The sequence below is a fragment of the Streptomyces misionensis genome, assembly GCF_007896895.1.
Lineage (GTDB): Bacteria > Actinomycetota > Actinomycetes > Streptomycetales > Streptomycetaceae > Streptomyces > Streptomyces misionensis_A.
This window is the reverse complement of record NZ_VOGW01000199.1, coordinates 173,513-191,684: the sequence shown is the minus strand read 5'-3', so window position 1 is coordinate 191,684 and position 18,172 is coordinate 173,513. Positions and strand designations below refer to the sequence as shown.

Annotated in this window: 17 protein-coding genes and 1 pseudogene; 14 read left to right on the top strand and 4 right to left on the bottom strand. The window is 72.3% G+C overall.

Features of this window, described 5'->3' with window-relative positions:
• The 3 genes and pseudogenes from FRZ03_RS41380 to FRZ03_RS37490 all read left to right on the top strand — a co-directional run.
• Nucleotides 1-340: pseudogene (locus FRZ03_RS41380) on the top strand (serine hydrolase); the annotation flags it as partial.
• 303 nt (nt 341-643) lie between these two features.
• Entirely contained in the window at nt 644-1,066 is a 423-nt protein-coding gene (locus FRZ03_RS37495) for an ATP-binding protein (protein WP_146469578.1), read from the top strand.
• 43 nt (nt 1,067-1,109) lie between these two features.
• Nucleotides 1,110-1,979, top strand: a complete 870-nt coding sequence (locus tag FRZ03_RS37490) for a restriction endonuclease (protein WP_146469577.1) — start codon at nt 1,110-1,112, stop codon at nt 1,977-1,979.
• A 21-nt stretch (nt 1,980-2,000) separates the two neighbouring features.
• Here the strand turns inward: FRZ03_RS37490 and FRZ03_RS37485 are convergent, their stop codons facing one another.
• Nucleotides 2,001-2,531, bottom strand: a complete 531-nt coding sequence (locus FRZ03_RS37485; RefSeq protein ID WP_146469575.1) for a hypothetical protein — start codon at nt 2,529-2,531, stop codon at nt 2,001-2,003.
• 136 nt (nt 2,532-2,667) lie between these two features.
• On the opposite strand from FRZ03_RS37485, the gene FRZ03_RS37480 reads away from it, so the two are divergent.
• From FRZ03_RS37480 to FRZ03_RS37465, 4 genes are read left to right on the top strand one after another with little or no spacing between them, the layout of a single operon-like run.
• Nucleotides 2,668-3,648, top strand: a complete 981-nt coding sequence (locus tag FRZ03_RS37480; protein WP_146469573.1) for a GNAT family N-acetyltransferase — start codon at nt 2,668-2,670, stop codon at nt 3,646-3,648.
• Nucleotides 3,645-4,970, top strand: coding sequence for an ABC transporter substrate-binding protein (locus FRZ03_RS37475; protein WP_261399496.1), 1,326 nt, complete (start codon nt 3,645-3,647; stop codon nt 4,968-4,970). The genes FRZ03_RS37480 and FRZ03_RS37475 overlap by 4 nt, the downstream gene beginning before the upstream one ends.
• Complete coding sequence (locus tag FRZ03_RS37470; protein WP_146469572.1) at nt 4,964-5,917, top strand: carbohydrate ABC transporter permease; 954 nt, start codon at nt 4,964-4,966, stop codon at nt 5,915-5,917. Before FRZ03_RS37475 ends, FRZ03_RS37470 begins: the two co-directional genes overlap by 7 nt.
• The gene (locus tag FRZ03_RS37465) at nt 5,914-6,786 is read left to right on the top strand and encodes a carbohydrate ABC transporter permease (RefSeq protein ID WP_146469570.1); all 873 of its coding nucleotides are present in this window, start codon (nt 5,914-5,916) and stop codon (nt 6,784-6,786) included. Before FRZ03_RS37470 ends, FRZ03_RS37465 begins: the two co-directional genes overlap by 4 nt.
• A gap of 120 nt (nt 6,787-6,906) precedes the next feature.
• Here the strand turns inward: FRZ03_RS37465 and FRZ03_RS37460 are convergent, their stop codons facing one another.
• Nucleotides 6,907-8,331 carry an MFS transporter gene (locus tag FRZ03_RS37460; RefSeq protein WP_146469568.1) on the bottom strand — a complete coding sequence of 475 codons (1,425 nt, stop codon included), beginning with the start codon at nt 8,329-8,331 and terminating at the stop codon, nt 6,907-6,909.
• Between the two features lie 200 nt (nt 8,332-8,531).
• Between FRZ03_RS37460 and FRZ03_RS37455 the strand changes: the two genes are divergently transcribed.
• The gene (locus FRZ03_RS37455; protein ID WP_146469566.1) at nt 8,532-9,434 is read left to right on the top strand and encodes a helix-turn-helix domain-containing protein; all 903 of its coding nucleotides are present in this window, start codon (nt 8,532-8,534) and stop codon (nt 9,432-9,434) included.
• Here FRZ03_RS37455 and FRZ03_RS37450 read toward each other — a convergent pair.
• Together FRZ03_RS37450 and FRZ03_RS37445 are read right to left on the bottom strand one after the other, a co-directional pair.
• A complete protein-coding gene (locus tag FRZ03_RS37450; RefSeq protein ID WP_146469564.1) occupies nt 9,382-10,572 on the bottom strand; it encodes a polyamine ABC transporter substrate-binding protein in 1,191 nt (396 codons plus the stop codon). The two genes, FRZ03_RS37455 and FRZ03_RS37450, sit on opposite strands and share 53 nt — an antisense overlap.
• Before the next feature lie 155 nt (nt 10,573-10,727).
• Nucleotides 10,728-12,167: a gamma-aminobutyraldehyde dehydrogenase gene (locus FRZ03_RS37445; protein ID WP_146469562.1), complete on the bottom strand. Its 1,440-nt coding sequence runs from the start codon at nt 12,165-12,167 to the stop codon at nt 10,728-10,730.
• A gap of 204 nt (nt 12,168-12,371) precedes the next feature.
• Here FRZ03_RS37445 and FRZ03_RS37440 point away from each other — a divergent pair, with 204 nt between their 5' ends.
• The 6 genes from FRZ03_RS37440 (at nt 12,372) to FRZ03_RS37415 (ending at nt 18,155) form a co-directional block, all read left to right on the top strand.
• Nucleotides 12,372-12,890: an Lrp/AsnC family transcriptional regulator gene (locus tag FRZ03_RS37440; protein WP_146469560.1), complete on the top strand. Its 519-nt coding sequence runs from the start codon at nt 12,372-12,374 to the stop codon at nt 12,888-12,890.
• 2 nt (nt 12,891-12,892) lie between these two features.
• Nucleotides 12,893-14,257 carry an aspartate aminotransferase family protein gene (locus FRZ03_RS37435; RefSeq protein ID WP_146469558.1) on the top strand — a complete coding sequence of 455 codons (1,365 nt, stop codon included), beginning with the start codon at nt 12,893-12,895 and terminating at the stop codon, nt 14,255-14,257.
• A gap of 190 nt (nt 14,258-14,447) precedes the next feature.
• The gene (locus tag FRZ03_RS37430; protein WP_146469557.1) at nt 14,448-15,188 is read left to right on the top strand and encodes an ABC transporter ATP-binding protein; all 741 of its coding nucleotides are present in this window, start codon (nt 14,448-14,450) and stop codon (nt 15,186-15,188) included.
• Nucleotides 15,170-16,453, top strand: a complete 1,284-nt coding sequence (locus FRZ03_RS37425; RefSeq protein ID WP_146469555.1) for a hypothetical protein — start codon at nt 15,170-15,172, stop codon at nt 16,451-16,453. The genes FRZ03_RS37430 and FRZ03_RS37425 overlap by 19 nt, the downstream gene beginning before the upstream one ends.
• A 98-nt stretch (nt 16,454-16,551) precedes the next feature.
• Nucleotides 16,552-16,959: a VOC family protein gene (locus tag FRZ03_RS37420; RefSeq protein ID WP_146469553.1), complete on the top strand. Its 408-nt coding sequence runs from the start codon at nt 16,552-16,554 to the stop codon at nt 16,957-16,959.
• Nucleotides 16,960-17,030: 71 nt separating this feature from the next.
• Nucleotides 17,031-18,155 (top strand): LOG family protein, encoded by a 1,125-nt coding sequence (locus FRZ03_RS37415; protein WP_146469551.1) that lies wholly within the window; start codon nt 17,031-17,033, stop codon nt 18,153-18,155.
• The last annotated feature ends 17 nt before the right edge of the window (nt 18,156-18,172 follow it).

Genomic DNA, 18,172 nt, shown 5'->3' with positions numbered 1-18,172 from the left:
CAGCGGGGGCACCGCCCCGGACGCGGCGGCGCCGCGGGCCGCGCTCGCCGGGTTGCCCGGGGACGACGCGACCGACGCGCTCGTCCGGGTCGGCGGCACCGACGGCGCCCGGCGGGGCAGCGCCGGGGTGCACGACCTGGCCGGCGGCCGGGCGGCGGACCCCGAGGCCCGGTTCCGCGCCGGGTCGCTCACGAAGGTGGTGACGGCGGCGACCGTGCTGCGGCTCGCGGCCGAGGGGCGGGTCGGGCCGAGCACGCCGGTCCAGCACTATCTGCCGGGGCTGCTCGGCGGAAAGTTCGGGCCCGTCACCGTACGGCAGTTGCCCAACCACGCCAGCGGCACGCACTTCCCGGGCGCGGTGCACTGGGCCAAGTCCGGCGCGCGGTACGGCTGGGCGAACGGCATCGCCGCGACCCGGGACCTGCGCCGCACCCTCGTCCACTCGGTCGGCGCCACCGACGCCGAGGGCGATGCGACGAACGCCGTCACCCGGCGGATCGTCCTCGCGGCCCTCGACCGGCCGTAGCGGCGCCGCGCGGACCTCTCCCGCCGCGCCGGGCGCGGACGCGGGCACGACCGGTAGCTGTATCCGCCGAACGCGGGCAGACGGAAGGGGTACAGCCGGTCGCCGAAGGAGGAGACAGTGGAAGACGGGTCCTCGTTGAAGGCTGTGGGGTGGGCGCGCACACTGCCCATCAGCAGCGGCGTGAAAGCGGCCCGGGACTGGACACGGGCGCATCTGGAGACGCTCGGCTGGACCCGGACGGCGCCAGAGCTGGTGGATTCGGTCCTGCTGACCGTCTCCGAACTCGTCACCAACGCCCACGTCCACGCGCACAGCACGGCGCAGCTGATCCTCACCTGGGACGACGGCTGCCTCCATGTGACCGTGCACGACGCCGATTCCCGGCTCCCCGAGCAGCGGCGTCCCGGCGCCGACGCCCCGGGCGGGCGCGGGCTGCTCCTGGTCGACGCCCTCGCCCACGAGTGGGAGGTGCACCACTGCCCCCGCGGCAAGGACGTCGTCGCCTGCTTCCGGCCGCCCGCGTCCGCCCTCGGCACGTGACGGTCCACCGAGCTTTGCTGTCCCCGGCCAGGAGGGAAACCGCGTGACCATACCCATACGCCCAGGGCGGCGCCCCCGCGACGACCAGCGCTTCGATCTGCGGGCCACCGCCCTGTTCTTCCTGCTGCTGGCGGTCGTCCTGTGCCTGCTCGGCTTCGTGGTGCGTACCGCGGCGGCCGCCGTGGAGCACCGTCCGTCGTGGGTCGGCGCGTTGGTGATGCTGGGCGTCGCGGTCGCGCTGCTGTCCCGGTCCAGGTGGCGCCGCTGGTCCGCCGCGCGAGGCGCGCGCCGAGCCGCGCGGGCGCTGGAGGAGGCGGCGGTGGAGGCGGCCGGCAGCCTGGACGGCGGGGCACGGGACGCGGTCGGGCCGGGGGCGCCGGGGAGCGGCCTGCCGGCGGAGGCGTCCGCGGGCGCCGTCCGCCGGGAGGCGGTCCCGGGCCCGGAGGCGACCGTGCCCGTCGCCGCCGGGCCGGACGAGGAGGTCGTCGGACGGCCGGTCGTCCCCGGCCTGCTCTCCGACCACGCCGAGCTGGATCCCGACGGGTTCGAGCAGGCCGTGGCCGAGCTGTGCGTCCGCGACGACTGCCGGTCCGTGGAAGTGGTGGGCGGCGCGGGCGACTTGGGGGCGGACGTCATCGCGCACACGGCGGACGGCCTGCGCGTGGTCATCCAGTGCAAGCTGTACGGCGAGGCCCACAAGGTCGGTTCGCAGGACATGCAGCGGTTCGGCGGGACCTGCTTCACCATCCACGAGGCCGATGTCGCGGCGCTCGTCACCACGAGCGACTTCACCGCGCCCGCCCTCGAGTACGCGGACGAGTGCGGCATCGTCTGTGTGGACGGCCAGGACCTGGAGGCGTGGCGGCAGGGCACGGGACCGAGTCCGTGGCAGCGCGCGCGGACGGAGCCGTGAACGCGGTCCGGGAGCGCCGGCTCAGGCGTTGAGGTGCGCGACCGCGAGGGCATCGGCGCCGGTCAACGCCTCCAGCCGCTTGATCTTCCGGCGCACGACGTACAGCGGGACGACGCCGAGCACGCCGAACGACATGTCGATCAGGGACCACCAGAACGGGATGCCCCGGATCGGACCGCAGACGAGGGCGAGCGGGATGATCCCGGCGCAGGCGATCATCCCGAACTCGATCACCCAGATGTTGCGCACCGGGTCGCGGTACGGACCGTAGAAGGCGACCGCGATGACGAGATGGGCGAACGCCAGCCAGTCCGTGCCGTAGAGCACGAACGGGTACTTCTCGTCCACGGCGTCGAGCCCGCCCCGCACCCGCCCGATCCACTCCATCAGCCCCGGCACCCGGTCCGGCACCGCCAGCGCCCGCAACCCGCTCTCGGTCCAGCGCAGTTCGTGGACCAGCGGAAAGGCCGTGGCGCCGCTCAGCACCAGGCACACCACGAAGAAGACCAGCCAGCCACGAATGCCCTTCAGCAGGGCGGCTCTGTCGCTCATGCGCAGAGCGTACGCCGAAATTGAACGCGTTCAAAACCCTTTCCAATCACGGCCCTTCGGCATACATCCCTGTACATTCCGGGCGGATGACGACGTACCGCTGCGCCGCCGAGAGCCGGGGAGGGCGATCCCGCCGATGACATCGACTCCGCTCGGGGACACCGAGGTTCGCGGGTTCCGGGCCGGTGACGGGCCCTCGCTGGTCGAGGCCTGGGGCCGGAGCGCGCCGGCCGATCCGGTCACCGCGGACCGCTTCCGTTCCCTGGTGCTGCTGGACGCCAACTTCGACCCGGAGGGCCTGCGGGTCGCGGTGGCCGGGGACGGCCGTATCGCCGGGGCGGCCTACGCGGTGCGCCGGCTGACGCCGCTGTACGGCACCGACGCGGAGCCGCGCCAGGGCTGGATCCCGTTCTTCTTCGTCGACCCGGCCGCCCGCGGGCACGGCCTCGGCCGACTGCTGCTGACCGAGGCCCTCGACTGGCTGCGCGCGCACGGCCGCACCAGGGTGGACTTCTCCTCCTACACCCCGAACTACCTGCTCCCCGGCCTGGACGCCGGGACCTACCCGGAGGCGGCGAAGCTCCTCGACTCGCTGGACTTCCGGACGCTGTACGAGGCGGCGGCGATGGACCGCTCCCTGGTCGGCTACCGGCTGCCCGAGGCCGTCACCCGGCGCCGGGACGAACTGATGGCGCAGGGCTACCGGTTCAAGACCCCCGCCGACGACGACCTGGTGGAACTGATCGCGCTCGCGCGGGACCACTTCACCCCCGACTGGGCCCGCGCGATCCGGGAGTGCCTGGTCTCGGGCACGCCGCCGGACCGGATCGTCGTCGTCCGGGAGCCCGCGGGGAGTCTGGTCGGCTGGGCGATGCACGGCGCGTACGAATCGGCGCAGGAACGGTTCGGACCGTTCGGGGTGCTGGCCCGGATGCGCGGCACCGGGCTCGGCAAGGTGCTGCTGCACCTGGTCCTCGCGCGCATGCGGGCGCACGGGGCGCACGGCGCGTGGTTCCTGTGGACCGGCGAACGGTCCCCGGCGGGCCATCTGTACCGTACGGCCGGCTTCACCACGACCCGGGTGTTCCGGGTGCTGCGCCGGGAGACGGACCGGTGACCCGGCCCCGGCGCGGCCTGGGCCGGCGGCACTTCGCGCTCGCGCTGCCCTCCGCGCTGCTGGCCTCGGGCTGCGCCGGGCGGCACCAGGGCACCGGCCGCCCGGGGGACCCGATCGTCCTCACCCTGCTCACCCACTACTCCAGCGGGGTGCTCAGAAAGGCCCTCCAGGAACCGGTGGACGAGTGGAACGCCACCCACGACCGGGTCAAAGTGCGCACGGAAGCGGTGGAGTTCACCGATCTGCTGACCACCTTCATGGTCCGGCAGGCAGCCGGTCAGGGCGCCGACATCATCCAGCCGTACTGCCTGTGGACCGGCCAGCTGGTGCGGGCCGGTGTCCTGCGGCCGGCCCCGCCCGAGCACGCCGAGGAGATCCGGCGCGGCTACAGCGCCGCCGCGGTCCGCGCCGCGTCGGCGGCCGGCGGCGTCTACGGCTACCCCACCGAGGTGCAGACGTACGCCCTCTACTGCAACACCCGGCTGCTGCGCGCCGCCGGGTTCGGCGAACCGCCGCGCACCTGGCCCGAGTTGGAGGAGGCGGCGGCCCGTACCACGCGGCGCGACGGTTACGGCAACACCCTGGTCCAGGGGTTCGGGCTGTCGGTGTACGACGACTCCACCACCGTCGGCCAGACCCTCGCCCTGCTGAACGCGGCCGGGGGCCGCTTCGTCACGGCGGACGGCGGCCGCACCGCCCTCGACTCGCCGGCCGGACGGGCGGTGTTCGAGCTGGAGCACCGGTTGGTCGCCAGAGGTGCCAGCGTCCCCGGCGTCAACGTCTACCAGGCGTTTCCGTCCGGGCAGGTGGCCATGGTGATCAGCGCGGGCTGGTGGACGGGCAGCCTGCGGCCGCTGATGGGCGCGGACTACCGCGAGGTCGGTGTCGCGCCCGTGCCGGTGCCCGCGGCGGGCGACCGCCACGCCACGCTCTCCACCGGCTTCCTGCTCGGGGTCAACGCGGCCTGCCGGCACCCGGACGAGGCCTGGGAGTTCCTGCGCTGGCTCAACGCGGACAGGACACGCGTGCGGGGCGGCGCGACGGTGACCCGGATGAGCGCCCTGCAAGCGGCGGTCGGCTCGCTCACCGGCCGCGCGGACGACATACGGACCCTGCTGGGCAGGGGTGGCGACCCGAATCTGCGCCCGTTCCTGGACGCGCTGGCGTACGCGGTGCCGGAACCGAACGGGCCGGGCGCGCAGCAGGCCAAGACGCTGCTGCGCGCCAACATCGAGGCGCTGTGGACCGGTCAGCAGTCGGTCGACCAGGCGCTGCGCAGCATCCGCCGCCAGGTCGACCGGGAGGTGGCCCGCTCATGGTGAACACCCTGGCACCGGAGACGACCGCACCGGCCACGCGCCGCCCGCAGCGGACCGCCACCGGCCGGGACCGGGCGCGGCGCCGCCAGAGCGCCGTCGCGTACCTCTTCCTGGCCCCGGCGCTGCTGTTCTTCGCGGCCTTCCTGGTCCTGCCGCTCGGCTTCGCGCTGCTGCTGTCGACGTCCCGCTGGGCCGGGTTCGACCTCTCGGACATCCGTCCGGTCGGAGCGGCCAACTTCACCGGTCTGTTCGCGGACGGCTCGACCTTCCTCGCGCCGGTCCTCACCAACACCCTGCTGTTCGCCCTGGGCACGGTGGCGCTCGCGCTCGCCGGGTCGGTGCTCGTCGCCACCTGCATCGACAAGCTGCGGCTCCAAGGGCTGTGGCGCACGCTGTACTTCCTGCCGATGGTCACGACCGTCGTCGCCGTCGGCAATGTGTGGAAGTACATGTACGAGCCGGGCGGCCTCGTCAACGGCGTCCTGAACGCGCTCGGGCTGGGTTCGGTCGCGTTCCTCCAGGACCCGCACACCGCGCTGCCCGCGGTGGTGGTCGTACAGGCGTGGGCGTCGGCCGGTTCGGCGGTCCTCGTGCTGACGGCGGGGCTGAAGTCCGTCCCGGGGACGTACTACGAGGCGGCGGCGCTGGACGGCGCCGGGGCGGTCACCGTCTTCTGGCGGATCACCCTGCCGTTGCTGCGGCCGTCGCTGCTGTTCGTCTGCGTCACCCAGTTCCTCACCGGGCTCCAGTCGTTCGCGCTGATCACGGTGATGACCAAGGGCGGACCGGGGAACGCGACCGCGGTGGCCGCGCTGGAGATGTACCGGCAGGCGTTCTCGTACGGCGACTGGGGCACGGCGAGCGCGGCGGCGTTCGTGCTGTTCGTCGTGGTCCTGGTGATCACCCTGGGGCAGCTGTGGCTCTTCCGGCGCAGGGGGGAGGACACATGAGCCGGCGCCGCCGCTTCCCGCTGCTGTCGTACCTCCTGGTCGTGTCCGGTGCCGTGCTGATGGTGGTGCCGTTCCTCGACATGGTGATGACGTCGTTCAAGGGGCCGGGCGAGTCCGGCAGACTGCCGTACCGCTTCCTGCCCGAGACGTTCGGCCTCGCCAACTACCGTGCGGCGCTCACCCAGTTGAATCTGCCGTTGCTGTTCCGCAACAGCGTCACCGTCACCGCGCTGATCACCGTCTCGGTGCTGCTCACGTCCTCGCTGGCCGGCTACGCGCTCGCCAAACTGCGCTTCCCCGGCCGGGACCTGGTCTTCCGGCTCGTCCTCACGACGATGATGTTCCCGCCGTTCCTCTTCTTCGTCCCGCACTTCCTGATCCTTTCGCACTGGCCGCTGGCGGGCGGCAACGACCTGTTCGGGCGCGGTGGCGCGGGGCTGACCGCCAGCATCGTGGCGCTCGCGATGCCGTTCCTCGTCAACGGCTTCGGGATCTTCCTGACGCGCCAGTTCGTGATCTCCATCCCGGACGAGATCCTGGAGGCCGCGCGGCTCGACGGGGCCGGCGAGTTCACCCTGTGGTGGCGCATCGTCCTCCCCCAGACCAAGCCGGTCCTGGTCACCCTCGCCCTGCTGACCTTCGTGGACGCCTGGAACGAGTACATCTGGGCCCTGCTGATCTCCACCGCCGACCCGGACGTGATGACCCTGCCGGTGGGCATCCAGCTCCTCCAGGACCATGTCGACCCCACCCGCACCATGCCGGTCGTCATGGCCGCGCTGGTCCTCAGTGTCCTCCCGGTCCTCGCCCTCTTCCTCGTCCTCCAGAAGCACTACGTCCGCGGCGTGCTGCTCAGCGGCCTCAAGTGAGGGAGGGCGCGCACCAGGCCACCGCTCTCGCCGGTGGCCTGGTGCGCGGGCGCGGACGCCTGGTGCGGTGCGGTGCTTCACGGGCCCCCTTCGCCGGGTCCTGGGGCCCGGCGGTGCCGGTCAGCCGGTCCTGCGGTCCCTGAGGAAGACCGTGGCGATCAGGGCCGCCGCGAGGACCAGGGCCGTGTCGGCGGCGACGGCGGTGCGGACGCCGGGGAGGATGCCGGAGGCCCCGGTGGCGATCGCGCTCATGATCGGGGTGCCCATGGTGATACCGATCTGCTGGCTCATGGTGGCCAGTCCGGTGGCCATGCCCTGTTCCCGGTCGGGCAGACCGCTCGTGGCGGTGACCATGAAGCCGACGATGAGCACCATGTTGCCGACGCCGCCGACGAACGTCGCCGGCAGCAGCAGGGCGAGGCTCTGCGTGCCGGTGCCCAGGGCGAGCAGGGCCGCGGTCGCGGCGGCCTGGACGAGGGCGCCGGTGATCAGGGCCGTACGTGTGCCGGTGCGGGCGATGACGCGGGGCGCCAGGGTGCCGCCCAGGACCGTGCCCAGTCCCAGCACGCCGAAGGACAGTCCCGCGGCCAGCGGCGAGAAGCCGAGGACCTGCTGGAGGTAGAGGGTCATCAGGAAGACCAGGGAGGTCTCGGTGAGGAAGGCGAGGACTCCGGCGATATTGCCCCAGGCGACAGTGCGCCGGCGCAGCACGGCGGCCGGGACGAGGGGCGCGGGCGCCCTCCGTTCGACGAGGTGAAAAGCGATCAGCAGCACGATCCCGACGGCCAGGACGAGCAGCGCGGCAGGGTCGCCCCAGCCGTGTTCCCCGGCCCGGGTGAAGCCGAGCACGACGGCGAGCAGCCCGAGGGTGACCGTCAGCGCGCCGGGCAGGTCCAGCCGGGGCCGGACCTCGGGCCGGGACTCGGCCAGGATCATGGGGGCGATCACCAGGACGGCCGCGGCGACGGGCACGTTGATGAAGAACGACCACCGCCAGGACAGCAGATCGGTCAGCACCCCGCCGAGGACGGCCCCGGTGGTGAAACCCGCCGACATCAGCGCCCCGTTGAGCCCGAGGGCCTTCTGCCGCAGCGGCCCCTCGGGGAAGGACGTGGTGAGCAGGGAGAGCCCGGCCGGGGTGACGGCCGCGGTGGCCAGGCCCTGGAACACCCGGGCCGCCACGAGGACTTCGGGTCCGGTCGCCAGTCCCCCGGCCAGCGAGGCCAGGCCCAGCACGGCCAGACCGCCCAGAAACAGCCGGCGTCGCCCGAACAGGTCCGCGACCCGCCCGAACAACAGGGTGAACCCGGCCGCGCACAACGCGAACGCGGTCGCGATCCACTGGAGGCCGGACAGCGAGAAGCCCAGCCCCCGTCCGATCACCGGCAGGGCCACGTTCAGGATCGAGAAGTCCACCGCCAGCATGAACTGCGCGACCAGCAGCACCACCAGCGTCAGACGCATCCGCGACGTCAGCCGCGCCGGCCCCGGATCTCCCGGACCGGGCAGGACCGACCGCTCCGCCACACCATCGACGACAGACATGGGATTCCCTTCGACAGGCCACGACGGCTTCGACCGAAGGAATCCTGCGGCCGTATCCGCCCGCCACCCAGGCCCCAAAGACGACTCGTCACGCGCCGGGTGGTCACGGCACGACCACCCGGCGCGGGAAGCACCCGGCCCCCGCCGCCGTTGCACGCAAGGCACGCCCCACGTCACCGGACTCACTGGAAGGGCACGCCATGCCTGACTTCTCCGAGTTGAGCGACTTCCTGCGCAGCCGCCGGGCCGCCCTGACCCCCGAGGAGATCGGACTCCCGCAGCTGGCGGAGCGCCGCCGGGTCCCCGGTCTGCGCCGCGAGGAGGTGGCGCTGGCGGCCGGCCTGAGCGTCACCCACTACACCCGGCTCGAACAGGGCCGCGCCCAGCAGGTCTCCGACTCCGTCCTCGACGCGATCGCCCGCACCCTGCGCCTGACCCCGGACGAGCACGGCCACCTGATGGACCTCGCCCGACCGGAACCGGCCGCCTCCCGCCGTCCCCCGGCGCCCCGGGCCGCCCACGCCGACCAGGGCGTCCGCCAGCTCATCGACAGCTTCGCGGACACCCCCGCCCTCGTCCTGGACCGGCGCAACGACGTCCTCGCCTGGAACGCCATGGGCCATCTCCTCCTGGCGCTGCACCTGGACCTCGACGCCCCGGAACATCCCGCCCGCCGCCCGAACCTCACCCGGATGCTGTTCCTGGACGAACGCACCCGGGCGCTCTACCCGCGCTGGCAGGAGGAGGCCCAACTCGCCGTGGCCTCCCTGCGGCTGGTCGCCGGCCGCCACCCCCACGACAAGCAGCTCGCCGAGCTCGTCGGCGAACTGACCGTCAACAGCGAGGAGTTCGCGCGGCGCTGGGCCAAGCACCCGGTGCGCACCTGCGTCGCCGGCACCAAGGAACTCGACCATCCCCTCGTCGGGGCCCTGGAGTTGTCCTTCCAGAGCCTGCTGGTCCCCGGCCCGGCCGACCAGCGGGTGATCGCCTACACGGCCCGCCCGGGCTCCGGTTCGGACGCGGGCCTGCGGCTCCTCGCCGCCACCCTGCTCACAGACCCACGATCCGGTTCCACCGGCGAGCGAAGTCCACGCGTTCCGTAGAGGTGATGTCGCGGGCGATGGCGAGGCGGGAGCGCATGGTCGTGTCCGGGAAGATCAGGGGGTTGCCGGCGAGGGCGGCGGTGTCCTTGTCCGGGTCGGCCGCGAGGACCTCCCGGGCGGCCGGGACCGGGCAGACGTAGTTGACCCAGGCGGCCAGCGCGGCGGCGACCTCGGGCTGGTAGTAGTAGTCGATCAGCTTCTCGGCGTTGGCCTTGTGGCGGGCCCGGTTGGGGATCATCAGGGAGTCCGACCACAGCTCGGCGCCCTCCTCGGGGACGACGAAGCGGATGTCGGGGTTGTCCGCCTGGAGCTGGATGACGTCGCCCGAGTACGCCTGGCAGGCCAGGACGTCACCGCTGACCAGGTCCTTCGTGTAGTCGTTGCCGGTGAAGCGGCGTATCTGGCCCCGGCCCACCTGCCGTTGCACCTCGTCGCAGACATCGTGGAAGTCGTCCGCGGTCCACTTGGTGATGTCCACGCCGTTGCCCTGCATCAGCAGCGCGAAGGACTCGTCCAGGCCGGCGAGGAGGGTGACCCGGCCCTTGAGGTCGCTCGCCCAGAGGTCCTTGACGCTGCGGATCTCGCGGCCGAGCTTGCGGTGGTTGTAGGCGATGCCGGTGATGCCCGACTGCCACGGCACGGTGAACCTGCGGCCCTCGTCGAAGGCGGGCGAGCGCAGCAGCGGGTCGAGGTGCTTCGCCACGTTCGGCTGACGGGCCCGGTCCATCTCCTGCACCCAGCCCAGCCGGACGAATCGCGCGCACATCCAGTCGCTGATGACGATCAGATCGCGGCCGGTCGACTGGTGGTTCATCAGCGCGGGGCTGATCTTGCCGAAGAACTCGTCGTTGTCGTTGATCTCCTCGACGTACTCCACCCGGATTCCGGTGCGCTTCCCGAAGGCCTCCAGCGTGGGCCTGCGGTTCGGGTTCTTGTCGTCGGTGTCGATGTACAGCGGCCAGTTCGCCCAGGTCAGCCGGTGGTCGGTGGCCGACGCATCGGGCACCGAGCGGTCGCCGGGGCGGACGTAGGCGGCGGGCACCCCGCAGCCCGCCAGGGCGCCGAGCGCGGCGGTGCCGCCGAGCGCGCGCAGCAGGGAACGGCGGGAGGGGGACGTACGAGAGGAAGTCTGGGGCACCCCGGAAGGATGCCGTTCCCGCGTCCGCGCCCACAATCGACGCTGCGTCGAGCGCGCCCCGCCCTGCCCGACAGGTTGTCGATCACCCGGGAACGCCGCGGCCCCCGCGGGCAGGCTCACCGCCTGCCCCGGGGGCCGCGCCGCTCACTGTGGCGTCACGCGTCCAGCGACGTCATCACGTGCTTGATCCGGGTGTAGTCCTCGAAGCCGTACGCCGAGAGGTCCTTGCCGTAACCCGACTTCTTGAACCCGCCGTGCGGCATCTCGGCGACCAGCGGGATGTGCGTGTTGATCCACACGCAGCCGAAGTCCAGCTTCTTGGACATGCGCATCGCGCGCCCGTGGTCCTTGGTCCACACCGAGGACGCGAGGGCGTACTCGACGCCGTTGGCGTACTCGACGGCCTGGTCCTCGTCCGTGAAGGACTGGACGGTGATGACCGGTCCGAAGACCTCCTTCTGGATGATCTCGTCGTCCTGCTTGAGGCCCGAGACCACGGTCGGCGCGAAGAAGTAGCCCTTGTCGCCGACCCGCTTGCCGCCCGCCTGGACGCGGGCGTGGGCGGGCAGCCGCTCGATGAAGCCCTCGACCTGCTTGAGCTGGTTGGCGTTGTTCAGCGGGCCGTAGAGCACGTCCTCGTCGTCGGGCCGGCCGGTCTTGGTGTCCTCGGCCGCCTTGGCGAGCGCGGTCACGAACTCGTCGTGGATCGACTCGTGGACGAGGACGCGGCAGGCCGCCGTACAGTCCTGGCCGGCGTTGAAGAAGCCCGCCATCGCGATGTCCTCGACGGCCTTGGCGATGTCGGTGTCCTCGAAGACGACGACCGGGGCCTTGCCGCCCAGCTCCAGGTGGACCCGCTTGAGGTCCTTGGAGGCGGACTCCGCGACGGACATGCCGGCACGCACCGAGCCGGTGATGGAGGCCATCGCCGGGATGTCGTGCTCGACCATCATGCGGCCGGTGTCGCGGTCGCCGCAGATGACGTTGAAGACGCCCTTGGGCAGCACCGAGCCGATGATCTCGGCGATCAGCACCGTGGAGGCGGGAGTGGTGTCCGAGGGCTTGAGGACGACCGTGTTGCCCGCGGCGAGCGCCGGGGCGAACTTCCACACGGCCATCATCATCGGGTAGTTCCACGGCGCGACCTGGGCGCAGACGCCGATCGGCTCGCGGCGGATGATCGAGGTCAGCCCCTCCATGTACTCGCCGGCCGAACGGCCCTCCAGCATCCGCGCCGCACCGGCGAAGAAGCGGATCTGGTCGACCATCGGCGGGATCTCCTCGGAGCGGGTGAGCCCGATGGGCTTGCCCGTGTTCTCCACCTCGGCCGCGATCAGCTCCTCGGCGCGTTCCTCGAAGGCGTCCGCGATCTTCAGCAGAGCCTTCTGGCGCTCGGCGGGGGTGAGGTCGCGCCAGGCGGGAAACGCGCGGTCGGCGGCCGCCATGGCCGCGTCCACGTCCGCCTGTCCGGACAGCGGCGCGGTCGCGTACGCCTCGCCCGTCGCGGGGTTGACCACCTCGGTGGTCCGTCCGTCGGCGGCGTCCCGGAACTCACCGTCGATGTAGTTGCGCAGACGACGCAGCTCGGTGCTCACTGCCGGCCTCCTGATCTGGTTCGAGGGTTCGAGCTGACCAGCCCGGACAACCGCGAGGCTGTCCAAACGCTGAGACACCCCACCCTAGTCGGCGCCCCCACGTTTTCAACACCCCCGACGCACCCACTTCTGCGAAATCCGCAAGCTTTCATCTCTCAAACAACGAATTTCATCGATCGGGGCTTGCGAAACTGACGAGACCTCGTGCAGAGTGAGCACGTGGCCAGTCGAAGCGCAGACCAGAGGGACTCGTCCCGCGAGTCCAGGAACGGCACCCCCCAGCTGGATGCCGTCTCCCTCGCCATCATTCAGCAGCTCCAGGAGGACGGCCGCCGGCCGTACGCCGCGATCGGCAAGGCCGTCGGTCTGTCGGAGGCGGCCGTGCGCCAGCGCGTCCAGAAGCTGCTGGACCAGGGCGTGATGCAGATCGTCGCCGTCACGGACCCGCTCACCGTGGGCTTCCGCCGGCAGGCGATGGTCGGCATCCACGTCGAGGGCGATGTCGAGTCGATCGCGGACACGCTGACTGACATGTCGGAAGTCGAGTACGTGGTGATGACCGCGGGCTCGTTCGACATCCTCGCCGAGATCGTCTGCGAGGACGACGACCACCTGCTGGACGTCATCAACAAACGCATCCGGGCACTGCCCGGCGTGCGCTCCACCGAAAGCTTCGTATACATGAAGCTGAAGAAGCAGACCTACATGTGGGGAACCCGATAACCGTGACCCAGAAGGACCTCAGCCGCACCGCGTACGACCACCTGTGGATGCACTTCACCCGCATGTCCTCGTACGAGAACTCTCCCGTCCCGACCATCGTCCGGGGCGAGGGCACCTACGTATTCGACGACAAGGGCAAGCGCTACCTCGACGGTCTCGCGGGCCTGTTCGTGGTCCAGGCCGGGCACGGCCGCACGGAGCTCGCCGAGACCGCGTTCAAGCAGGCCCAGGAGCTGGCCTTCTTCCCGGTGTGGTCGTACGCCCACCCGAAGGCCGTCGAACTCGCCGAGCGCCTCGCCGACTACGCCCCGGGCGACCTGAACAAGGTCTTCTTCACCACCGGCGGCGGCGAGGCGGTCGAGACCGCCTGGAAGCTGGCCAAGCAGTACTTCAAGCTGACCGGCAAGCCCACCAAGCACAAGGTCATCTCCCGCGCGGTCGCCTACCACGGCACCCCCCAGGGCGCCCTGTCCATCACCGGCCTGCCGGCCCTGAAGGCCCCCTTCGAGCCGCTGGTGCCGGGCGCGCACAAGGTGCCGAACACCAACATCTACCGCGCGCCGATCTTCGGTGACGACCCGGAGGCCTTCGGCCGCTGGGCCGCCGACCAGATCGAGCAGCAGATCCTCTTCGAGGGCCCGGACACCGTCGCCGCGGTCTTCCTGGAGCCCGTGCAGAACGCCGGCGGCTGCTTCCCGCCCCCGCCCGGCTACTTCCAGCGCGTGCGCGAGATCTGCGACCAGTACGACGTGCTGCTCGTCTCGGACGAGGTCATCTGCGCCTTCGGCCGCCTGGGCACGATGTTCGCGTGCGACAAGTTCGGCTACGTCCCGGACATGATCACCTGCGCCAAGGGCATGACCTCGGGCTACTCCCCGATCGGCGCCTGCATCGTCTCCGACCGCCTGGCGGAGCCGTTCTACAAGGGTGACAACACCTTCCTGCACGGCTACACCTTCGGCGGCCACCCGGTCTCCGCGGCCGTCGGCCTCGCCAACCTCGACCTGTTCGAGCGCGAGAACCTCAACCAGCACGTGCTGGACAACGAGGGCAACTTCCTCCAGACGCTGCAGAAGCTGCACGACCTGCCGATCGTCGGCGACGTCCGCGGCAACGGCTTCTTCTACGGCATCGAACTGGTGAAGGACAAGGCCACCAAGCAGTCCTTCAACGACGAGGAGACCGAGCGCGTCCTGTACGGCTTCCTCTCCAAGGCGCTGTTCGACAACGGCCTGTACTGCCGCGCCGACGACCGTGGCGACCCGGTCATCCAGCTCGCCCCGCCGCTGATCTCCAACCAGGAGACCTTCGACGAGATCGAGCAGATCCTGCGCGCGACGCTCACCGAGGCGTGGACCAAGCTGTAATCAGCTGACGGTGTGACCGCGACCGGCCCCGGAGCCGTCCGTTCGAGTGAGAACGGCGGCCCGGGGCCGTGTGCTGTCCGGCCACCGTGCGGCGGCTGCCTAGCGTTCCAGTGACCGATCGGCCCTGCCTTCGTTCCCCCGTACGGGGGACCAGGCACGGGAAAACGGATCAGAACCGAGGTGTACGCCCATGGAGGCTCCGCCGGACAACGACGTGCTCTGGGCACGCTCCCTGCACTTCACCCACCCCGACGGCTCCCCGGGACTCTCCGGGGTCTCGCTCGCCGTGCGGGAGGGCGAGATCCTCGCCGTCAGCGGTCCCCGCGGCAGCGGCAAGACGACCCTGCTGCGCTGTCTGTCCGGGCTGGTGCCGGTCCGCGAGGGCGAGGTGTGGTTCAACAGCACCCCCCTGCACACCCTCGGCCCCGCGCACCGCGAGCGGCTGCGCCGGGACCGCTTCTGCTGGATCGGCCCCGAGCCGGGCCTGGTGCCCGAGCTGAACGCCTGGGAGAACGCCGCGCTGCCGCTGATGCTGCGCGGCACCAGCCGCCGCCGGGCCAAGACCACCGCGCTGGAGTGGCTGGAGCGGCTGGACGTCGGCGAGATCGCCCGCAAGCGCCCGCACCGGCTGCGGCAGGCCGAACGCCAGCGGGTCTCGATCGCCCGGGCGCTGGCCCCGGCGCCCACGGTGCTGTTCGCCGACGAGCCCACCGCTCCCCTGCACCGCGCCGACCGGGGCCATGTGCTGCGCACCCTGACCAGCGCCGCCCGCTCGCACGGCATCACCGTGCTCCTCGCCACCCACGACCCGGAGACGGCCGCGCTCGCCGACCGCACGGTGAACCTGCTGGACGGACGGCCGGTGCGGACCGTACACCTGCCGGAGGTCCCCGACGCGGAGGGCCGGGCCGCGTGCTCGATCTCCGTCTGACCCGAGCGGCCCGGCCCGCCGTCCAGCTGCGCCGCCTGCTGGTGGCGGCGGCGTCGGCGGGCACCGGGTTCCTGCTGCTGTCCTGCCTCGGCTACGCCCTGCACCACCCCGGCGCGGCGGGCGCGGGCGCGCTGCGCCTGGCCTGGTGCGCGGTGCCGGTCACCGCCACGGTGTACCTCGCGCTGGCGGTCGCCCGCACCGACCCCGGCACCCGGCCGCGCCCCGGCCTGTCCGCCCTCGGCCTCGGCCCGGCCCGGCTGACGGCGATCTCCTGCCTGGCCACGGCCCTCGCCACCACCCTCGGCTCCCTGCTGGCCCTGCTGCTCTTCCTCCGCCTGCGCGGCGAGCTGCCGGGCATGCGGTCCGCCGGCGCGCGGGCCGCGTTCCTGGCGGTGGGCGAGCCGCTGCCGCTGCCCGCCACCCTGACCCTGCTGGCGGTCGTACCGGCGGTGGCCACGGCGGCGGTCGCGGTGGCCCTGCGGCCCAGGGACCCCCGTCCGGTGCGCCGGCCGCAGCGCAGGTACCTGCCGTTCGGGCGGTCCGGGGCGCCGGTACGCGCCGACGGCACCGTGCCCGCGCCGGGTCACCCGGAGGGCGCCCCCGCGGCGCCGGGCGGCACGGCCGACCCCGAGCCCGCACCGGCCGCCACCCTGGCCGAGCGAGCCGTCCTGCCCGGACTGCCCTGGGCGGTCGCCCTGCTCGCCGCCGGCCTCACCGCCCATGCCTACGCCGGCCGCACTCCCCCGGCGCACGCCCCCACCTTCGCCACGCTCCCCGGCGAGGCCGGGACAATCCTGCTCGGCTGGGCGCTCACCGCCGTGGGCCTCGTCCTGGCCGCCCCCGGCCTCACCCACCTGTGCGGCCGTCTCCTCCAGTGCGCCCGCCCCGGCGCCCTGCGGCTGCTCGCGGGGCGCATCCTGATGACGGAGGCCGCCAGGATCGGCCGCCCGCTCGGCGTGGTGTGCGCGGTGTTCGCCGCCGGCTACGCGATGACCACCCTGTACGACGCCCCCGCCCGCGCCTTCGGCCCGCTGAGCGCGCTCGGCGCGCTGGTCGTCGCCGGCTGCGCCGTCGCCACCCTGCTGACCTCCGCCGTACAGGCGCGCCAGGGCCGCGCCGAGACGACGGACGCCCTGCTCCGCCTCGGCGCTCCCACCACGGTGCTGCGCGGCGCCGCCGCCCTGCGCGCGTTCGCCCTGCTGGTCCTGTTCACCCCGCTCACCCTGGCGGTCGCCGCCCTGGCGGCCCTGCCGCTGACCCGCTGAGCGGCGGCGGAAAAATGTTCCGGGACACCGATGAGTTCCGGCGCGGCCGGGCGTCTACCCCTGCGAATCGAACAACGTGCGACCCGGGAGACGACACCATGTCCCAGCAGATGATCTTCGTGAACCTGCCCGTGAACGACCTCGACGCCTCGAAGAAGTTCTTCACCGAGCTGGGCTACTCGATCAACGCGCAGTTCAGCAACGAGAACGCCGCCTCGGTCGTGATCAGCGACACCATCGTCGCGATGCTGCTCACCCGGCCGTTCTACGCGACCTTCACCAAGAAGGAGATCGCCGACGCCACGACCACCAGCGAGGTGCTGATCTGTCTGAGCGCCGAGAGCCGCGAGAAGGTCGACGAGCTGGTCTGCAAGGCGCTCGCGGCGGGCGGCACGGAGAGCGGCCCGGCCCAGGACCAGGGCTTCATGTACGGCCGCGCCTTCGACGACCTCGACGGCCACACCTGGGAGATCATGTGGATGGACCCGGCCGCGATCGAGGGCTGAGCCGCTCCCTGGTGCTGCGACCGGAAAGGTTCACCGGCAAACCTTTTTGGCCACAGCACTAGCATGGGCGGGTGCACCCGACACCCGCCCCGCCGCCCCGCGCCGCCCGCGCCCGTGAGATCGTCTCGCTCGCCGCGTTCGACGAGGTGGCAGCCGGGCACGGCTCGCTCGCCGGATACCGGGTCCAGGCCGTGGACCTGACGGACCGTACGAGCACGCTGCTGCGCCTCGACAGCACGGACGCCGTCTTCCTGGGCTGCCCGATGGCCCCCGAGGCCGCCGCCCGCGTCCGCGCGTCCGGTGCCCTGGTCTTCCCGCCCGTACCGGGCCTGCCCTTCGATCCGTACCGGGGCTGCCCGTACACGCCCGAGGAGCTGTACGCCTCGCTGGACCGGGGCTACGAGGCGACGCCGGACGCGCGGGCCCACGCCTGGTCCCGGCGGACGGCGGGGGACGGTGACGTCTTCGCCTCCATGCTCCGCGCGATCCACGACGACGCGGTCTCCGACGCGCTGGACGACATCCTCGACGGCTGCCGGGTGGTCGGGGTGATGGGCGGCCACGCGACGGAGCGGGGCTCGGTCGAGTACGCCGGTGCCGCGCGCCTCGGCCGGTCGCTGGCCCGGGCCGGGTTCACGGTCGCCACCGGCGGCGGTCCGGGCGCCATGGAGGCGGCGAACCTGGGCGCCTACGCGGCACCGTTCGCGGACACCATGCTGGAGGAGGCGCTGGTGCTGCTCGCCAAGGCGCCCTCGTTCCGGCCGTCGGTGACCGAGTGGGCGCGGGCCGCCTTCGAGGTCCGCTCCCGCTGGCCCGGCGGCGGCACGTCGGTGGGCATTCCGACCTGGTTCTACGGCCACGAGCCGCCGAACGCGTTCGCCGCGCACATCGCCAAGTACTTCGCCAACGCCACCCGCGAGGACGGCCTGCTGGCGCGCTCCACCGCCGGTGTGGTCTTCCTGCCGGGCGCCGCCGGGACCGTGCAGGAGATCTTCGACAACGCGACGCCGAACTACTACGAGTCGCACGGCGAGCCGAGGCCGATGGTGCTGGTGGACCGGGACCACTGGACGCGCGAGCTGCCGGCCTGGCCGCTGCTGCGGTCGCTCGCCGCGGGGCGGGCGCTGGAGTCCCGGATCGCCCTTGTGGACGGCATCGACGAGGCGCCCGGCGCGCTCGTACGCCTGCGGGGATGACCGCGGGGCGCGCTCCC

Coding starts and splice junctions, on each gene's coding strand:
- FRZ03_RS37460 (WP_146469568.1), bottom strand. CDS start 8,331: ATGTCTGTCGTCGATGGTGTGGCGGAGCGGTCGGTCCTGCCCGGTCCG.
- FRZ03_RS37485 (WP_146469575.1), bottom strand. CDS start 2,531: ATGAGCGACAGAGCCGCCCTGCTGAAGGGCATTCGTGGCTGGCTGGTC.
- FRZ03_RS37430 (WP_146469557.1), top strand. CDS start 14,448: ATGGAGGCTCCGCCGGACAACGACGTGCTCTGGGCACGCTCCCTGCAC.
- FRZ03_RS37455 (WP_146469566.1), top strand. CDS start 8,532: ATGCCTGACTTCTCCGAGTTGAGCGACTTCCTGCGCAGCCGCCGGGCC.
- FRZ03_RS37420 (WP_146469553.1), top strand. CDS start 16,552: ATGTCCCAGCAGATGATCTTCGTGAACCTGCCCGTGAACGACCTCGAC.
- FRZ03_RS37470 (WP_146469572.1), top strand. CDS start 4,964: ATGGTGAACACCCTGGCACCGGAGACGACCGCACCGGCCACGCGCCGC.
- FRZ03_RS37480 (WP_146469573.1), top strand. CDS start 2,668: ATGACATCGACTCCGCTCGGGGACACCGAGGTTCGCGGGTTCCGGGCC.
- FRZ03_RS37465 (WP_146469570.1), top strand. CDS start 5,914: ATGAGCCGGCGCCGCCGCTTCCCGCTGCTGTCGTACCTCCTGGTCGTG.